The organism is Microcystis sp. M_QC_C_20170808_M3Col (assembly GCF_007095505.1).
Lineage (GTDB): Bacteria > Cyanobacteriota > Cyanobacteriia > Cyanobacteriales > Microcystaceae > Microcystis.
Window position 1 is genome coordinate 1 of sequence record NZ_SFBY01000415.1, and the last position, 7,014, is coordinate 7,014.

The 7,014-nt window shown below is 36.9% G+C and carries 5 protein-coding genes; all 5 read left to right on the forward strand.

Going from position 1 to position 7,014, the window contains the following annotated elements; genetic code table 11:
• Nucleotides 1–129 precede the first annotated feature (129 nt).
• Nucleotides 130–891, forward strand: a complete 762-nt coding sequence (locus EWV84_RS19000) for a hypothetical protein (protein WP_287079344.1) — start codon at nucleotides 130–132, stop codon at nucleotides 889–891.
• Nucleotides 875–1,225, forward strand: coding sequence for a hypothetical protein (locus tag EWV84_RS19005; RefSeq protein ID WP_287079345.1), 351 nt, complete (start codon nucleotides 875–877; stop codon nucleotides 1,223–1,225). Before EWV84_RS19000 ends, EWV84_RS19005 begins: the two co-directional genes overlap by 17 nt.
• Before the next feature lie 559 nt (nucleotides 1,226–1,784).
• On the forward strand, nucleotides 1,785–2,774 hold the full coding sequence (locus tag EWV84_RS19010; RefSeq protein ID WP_287079346.1) for a DUF3616 domain-containing protein: 990 nt from the start codon (nucleotides 1,785–1,787) through the stop codon (nucleotides 2,772–2,774).
• A gap of 408 nt (nucleotides 2,775–3,182) precedes the next feature.
• The gene (locus EWV84_RS19015; protein WP_287079347.1) at nucleotides 3,183–6,305 is read left to right on the forward strand and encodes a DEAD/DEAH box helicase; all 3,123 of its coding nucleotides are present in this window, start codon (nucleotides 3,183–3,185) and stop codon (nucleotides 6,303–6,305) included.
• 13 nt (nucleotides 6,306–6,318) lie between these two features.
• A partial coding sequence (locus tag EWV84_RS19020; protein ID WP_287079348.1) for an SWIM zinc finger family protein occupies nucleotides 6,319–7,014 on the forward strand: 696 nt, incomplete at its 3' end.

Genomic DNA, 7,014 nt, shown 5'->3' on the forward strand with positions numbered 1-7,014 from the left:
ATTAACCTGTTTGTGCCTAAAATTTTTGCCTGTATGGGTTTCAGCTATTTTTGAGCGTAGGTACTCTCATCGAATTTTATTTTAAGTTAATTATTTGCATAACAATTACCGAAGAGCCGTGATTATTTTGTGGATGCCAGTTCAGAAAATTTGATTGCCAATGATTTACAGAATCAAGATAGAGACAGTCGTAACTATGCTGAGACTACCAAAGAAGATGATGAGTGGCTCACTTTGATTGCCGAAATACGTCAACACAACCGTCTATTAAAAGAATACTTTTTTGCCTTAGAAGATTTAGCCACTTCTAATGCTCCTCAAGAAGCGAGAAAAGCGACTGATAATATTTTTAAACAGTTAAATGGTATCAGTAACAGTATTCAGGCTAACCCTAGAGTTGGTTCAATTCCTGTGCCTTCGATTCCTGAGATTATCCTAAGTCAAAAAATCAAGGGTGAACTAAGAAAAGAATTAGAGGCAAGGAAGGAAGCAATTTATCGAGAAATTGCCCTACAGGAGGCTTTACTGAAACTGCTTACCAGTCAGATTAAAACTGATTTAAAGGATATTCAAAACCTGAAAGATGAGCGCTCTGTTTTACCCGCATTTGCTGCTGAACAACCAATTGAAAAACCCGATGATTGGATAATTAGACGCAGACAAATTAGAACGATGACTCTTTCAGTTCAAGGGTTAGATGACGCAACTAAAGCAACAGAATCTTTTAAAGAATCTTTTAAATTGCTCTTAGAAGACCGATTTACTATTGGACGTGCCAATGCTTTATTATCTGAGATCGAATCTCTCATCAACGTATCGGAAGATTTAAAAAGATCAATCAACCAAAACAAGATGACCACAGGAGTAAAAGACAATGAACACAAATACTAATAAACAAAAATTACTTGAGGAACGGCAAGAATTTCTGGATAAAATAAGTGAAATTCAAAACCAATTGACTATCCCCGGTATTTTGGGTAAATTTCCTGATGATGACCAAAAAAGGCAATTTAAGCAGTTTCGTACAGAGTGGAAAAGACTTGTCAGTGAAACTAGTATCAATATTGCTCGTATTTTAGTTAGTGAACTAGAAGCTAATGAAATTGAACTAAATGAAGGAATAGATGCTATCAATAAAGAAATCAAAAAACTTGATGATACGATTGGTTTTCTAAACCTTTTGGGTAGAACAATCGAAATACTTGGCAGAATTAATAACCTTTAGTTTATGTCACTGCTTTTTGTAATAGTTCAATATTAAAATTAACTATAAGTTATCCATTATACTAGGGTAACTTATCCTTTTTAAAGCAAGTTCACAAGGGATGCTTGTAAACTTTTCTACCAGTCATTGCCTACTTGGCGTTGCTGAATCAAGACATGGATAAGCTAAGACGCATTTTAACCACCTATCCTTAGATTAGCTGAATCTCCTCCAATCCCTTTACTGCTGCAAGAGTGCAAGAGTACCTCATCTCAACAAGCAATAAATTAAATCTAATGAAAACAATCCAAGAAAAAAGTAGCTCAAGTCTATGTATATAAAGACATAGAGTGCAATAGTACATTCAAAAAAGATAGCAAAAACAGTTGTTATTTGATATAATCTTAGAAAGTCTTGGTACTCTAATTATGACACTCGACAAATTTTTGAACTTAGGAGAAATTAGTTATTCAAACCAGTCCTTTCTGAGATTATTTCTAGTCATTTCTTGTCTTTTTCTCCTCTATCGCCTATAATTTTCTTAGTCCTCACTTTTCCAGTTAACAAGGAGAATACAATCATGCAATCTCTCAAATTTTCTATTATCCAAGAAATCAAACATCAAGGAATTTGTGATGCTTCTGCATCCACTGCTTTAGGAGAAAATAAATTTGTTGTTGGTAATGATGAGGCGGATCCAAAATTAGGTAATTTTCTCTGGATTTATTCCTCTCAAGAGTCGGGAAAAGCACTGGAAACAATTGACATTAATAGTTGGCTAAAAAACAATCCTAAAAATAAGGAAAGAAAAGAAATCGACTTGGAGGGGGTAGCTGTACTAAATGACATAATCTATTGGATTACTTCTCATGGACGCAATAAAAATGCTGAACGAAAACTCCCTCGTCATCAATTTTTTGCCAGTAAAATTACCCATGACGGCTCTAGTATAGTTCAAGTGGGTGAGTCTTATACTCAGTTAGTCTTGCGCGATATTATCGAAGACTCTGACTTGGCTAAAATATTTGATTTCAAAACAGCAGAAACCAAAGCTCCTAAAGCTGAAGGAGGATTAAATATTGAAGGTTTAACGGCAACTCCAGACGGAAATATCTTAATCGGTTTTCGTAATCCTATACCAAACGATAAAGCTCTTTTATTGACTCTAAAAAATCCTCAAAGTTTAGTTATTAATTCCAGCAATGCTCAGGCCGAATTTGGTGATACTATCTTGTTAGATTTGGGAGGATTAGGAATTCGGAGTATTGAATTTTGGCCAGCTTTAGAAGTATATTTAATTATTGCCGGAGAATTTCATGGAGGGGATCAATTTGTTTTCTATACTTGGTCAGGAAAAAAAGAAGATGCACCAGAAAAGATAGAATCACTGCAATTCCCTGACGGTTTTCGTCCAGAAGCTTTGTTGTTTTATCCGCATCTCAAAGATCGCTTTCAGATTTTAAGCGATGATGGTACAATCGAGCGAGTTGGTAATACTCCCTGTAAAGATATTATCGATAAAAATAATCCCGAAAAATATTTCCGCAGTATTTGGGTAAAAGTGAATTAATACTAATTCTCACCCATAAAAACTACAGATCGAATTATCGAATTTAAGTTCCCCTTTTCCCCTTTTTCCCATTTTAAGGGAGACGAAGGCAGGGGGATCGAACTGCTGTAGCCGGATTTTGGAGAATTGATATAATTAGACATCCCTCTTAGTGGAACCTCAACAAAACCTAGAACAAAAATAGCTTTAAACCCATATAGGGATAAGCTTTAAGCTCAAAAAACCGTTGCTCACGTCTTCTCAATGGTTTTTTGTCCTAGAAGCTATATTAACCTTTTTCTCTTATCCAGAGGACTTCTGGGTTCGCAAAGAGACAAAAAAGTGTGGAGAATCCTCCCATAATCGCTACAATTTTTCTAGAGGCTAAGTATTGCCCTCATTTAAGTTCTTTTGTACTCATTAAAAACCATGAAAATTCTTCACGGTACTTGGATTCCCCAATCAACGGATGAATTTATTCAGAAGGGTAGCTTTTATCTTTGGGGAGAAACTAGCACCCCGAAAAAGAGTCGCACCACTGCTGATAATTATCATCCTTTTCAGTTAAGCAAAGAAGAATTAACTAGCTTTCTCACTGGAGAGTTAGGAATAGTTCAATCGAACTATAATCCTCTTAGTCGGCAATTTGTCCCCCGCTACTTTCTTTTACCTAGTCACGAGAATCAACCTTTACCATCCTTAGAATTACTGCGTTATCTAGAAAAAGAACCCCCAGAAAATAGCCAATGGCAATCTTGGCAAATTGATTGTTATCCTCTTAGTCCTGTACTTAAACTGCTCAATGATCTGCACTTTATCTGTCTTTACAACTCCTCAGAGATTCAGTTAGGTGCAGATCTACTTTTTTGGTATCACTACAGTCAAGCTTTTAAAGAAATAATTCTCAAAGATAACTATATTCCTGCTTTTAAATATCGAGAATTAGCCACAAATAACAAGAAAACCGCTAACTTTGCCATCTACCCTCTTTGGGAAATTATATCAGCAACCTACGAAACCAATCTCGATCGCTATCTCGAATATCTTCCCCGCATTTGTCTTGCTGGTGCTGAAAATCCCCATGCTTCACCACAATTATACGATCCCAAAACCCTACTCCGGCACTTCTCCGAATGTCTCCTCAATGAAATTGTCACTAATACGGCAATTCCTGCCAGTTTTGATAAAAAAATTGGCGAGACAATTATAGGTGACTGCCTCTCTGTGACTAAAGCTGCTGGATTTCTGCAAACTGCCGCTGCCTTAGAAAAATATCAACAGTGGCAAACTTGGAGACAGCAATTACTAGGAGACCAAAATATATCTAGTTTTAGCCTTGGTTTTAAACTAACGGAAGCACCAGAAGATAATATTGAACAGTGGCAAATTACCTTTATCCTCATCTCTAAACAAGACCCCTCCCTGCGATTAGAATTAGACGAATATTGGTATGCAGTCCCCGAAACTAGAACAAGCATACGAGCGCATTTTGGTCAAGATTTAGACAAAAATATTTTACTAAGTTTGGGTTATGCTGCCCGTATTTATCCCCCTATTTGGCAAGGATTAGAAACGGATAAACCGACGGGATTTTCTCTCAATCTTACAGAAGCTTTTACTTTCTTGAAAGAAACTGCTTGGATTTTAGAAGATGCGGGATATAAAGTGATTATTCCCGCTTGGTGGACTCCCCAAGGTCGTCAGCGCGCCAAAGTTCGGCTAAAAACTACTTCTAAATCGGGCAAATCTACCCCCGTTAGTAAAGGGATTTTTAGCCTCGAAAACATCATTGAATATCAATATGAATTAGCCATCGGTGAAGAAACTATTAGTCAAGAGGAATGGCAACAATTAATTAACACCAAAACACCCCTAGTTAAATTTCGAGGTCAATGGGTAGAATTAGAACAAAATAAAATGCAGCAAATGCTGGATTTTTGGCAGAAATATCAGCAGGAAAATCCTGAGATGAATCTGATTGAATTAATGAAAAAAGCTGCCGAATCCCCAGAGGAAATTATTGTTGAAACCGATGATTTTTTGGGTTCTATGCTAGAGAAATTACAAAATCCTAGTCAACTAGAACCGATCGAAAATCCTCCCCAATTACAAGGAACGCTGCGGGAGTACCAAAAGCGCGGGGTTGCTTGGATTCAATACCTGGAACAATTGGGTTTAAATGGTTGTCTTGCTGACGATATGGGATTAGGAAAAACTCTACAGGTAATTGCTAGATTGGTTGGGGAAAGAGAGGGAGATAATAATGTTTTACCAACTCTGCTAGTCGCACCCACTTCTGTGGTGGGAAATTGGGCAAAAGAAATTGAAAAATTTGCCCCCCATCTTCAGGTTTTAATTCATCATGGTAGTAAGCGCTATCAAGATGAGAGCGAATTTCAGACAGTAGCTAGTCAAAAGGATATCGTCATTACTTCTTTTACCCTAGTTCGCAAGGATTTGAAATTATTTAACTCACAATCTTGGCAACGTTTGGTAATTGATGAAGCACAAAATATCAAAAATCCTAAAGCAGCACAAACTAAAGCAATCTTGAGTTTATCTGCACAACATCGTCTCGCATTAACGGGAACTCCTGTGGAAAATAGACTGCTTGATTTATGGTCAATTTTTAACTTCCTTAATCCCGGTTATTTAGGTAAAGAAACTCAATTTCGTAAAGCGTTTGAAGTGCCAATCCAAAAACAAAATGATCGTCTCCAGTCCACGGTTCTCAAAAAATTAGTGGAACCTTTTATTCTGCGTCGGGTAAAAACCGATAAGCAGATAATTAAAGATTTGCCTGACAAAGTGGAAAACAAACAGTATTGTAATTTAACTAAAGAACAAGCTTCTCTCTATGAAGTTGTTATCAAAGAAGTGGAAAAACAATTAGAAGAAGCGGAGGGAATAAAACGCAAAGGATTAATTTTATCTACCCTGATGCGCTTGAAACAAATTTGTAATCACCCGCGTCAATTTTTACAGGATAACAGCGCTTTTACTCCTGAGCGATCGCATAAGTTAGAGCGTTTGGGAGAAATGCTAGAAGAAGTAATTTTAGAGGGAGATAGTTTGCTAATTTTCACTCAATTTACTGAAATCGGGGACTCCTTACAAAAGTACCTGAAACAAACTTTTCGCTATAATACTTATTATCTTCACGGGGGGACTTCTCAACCAAAACGAGAACAAATGATCGAAGAATTTCAACATCCCGAAACAGAACCTTCCGTATTTATTTTATCCTTAAAAGCTGGGGGGGTGGGGATTACTTTAACCAAAGCAAATCATGTTTTTCATTTTGATCGTTGGTGGAATCCTGCGGTAGAAAATCAAGCAACCGATCGCGCTTTTAGAATTGGTCAACAAAAAAATGTTTTCGTGCATAAATTTGTCACTTTGGGAACCTTAGAGGAAAGAATTGATGAAATGATCGAGGAAAAGAAAAAGGTAGCTAATGCTATTGTTAGTAATGATGAATCCTGGTTAACGGAATTAGATAACGAAAGTTTTCGTCAGTTAATCGCATTGAATAAACAGACAATTATTTAATCGAGGTAAACCCATGAATAAATTTAGTAAAACTTGGTGGGGACAACGCTTTATAGAAGCATTAGAGGAATTTACTGACTCAGCGCGCTTGAGTCGAGGACGTTCCTACGCAAAAAATGATAAAGTCAAGAATTATAAAATTGATGGTAATTTAATTACTGCTCAGGTGCGAGGTTCCATTAATCCCTACTTTGGAGTTTACAAAGAACCTTTGTATAGGGTGAGTATCGAGATTAAACCAATTACTAAAGCAGAGTGGTCACAAGCTTTATATAATCTTGGTTCAAGAGCGAGTATGATCTCTAAACTGCTGCTCAAAGAAGTTCCCGATAATATTGATGAAGCATTTAGCGATCTGAATCTACACTTATTACCCCACAGTCAAAAGGATTTTATCACTAATTGTTCCTGTCCCGATTGGGAAAATCCCTGTAAACATATTGCTGGAGTTTATTACCTCGTTGCTTCCCAATTAGATCAGGATCCTTTCCTCTTATTTGAATTACGGGGTATCTCTCGTCAAAAATTACTGCAAGAGTTAGCAAAAACTCCCCTCGGTAAGCTTCTTTCCTCCTCCATCCAAGAGGAACAAATTCCTCTTAACCCGGTTACTTCCTATCACACTAAACCCGAAACTATACCAGCATCAGAAACAATTGATCTCAAAGAATTTTGGCACTCTCATCACCGTTTACCCGAAAATCCTCAG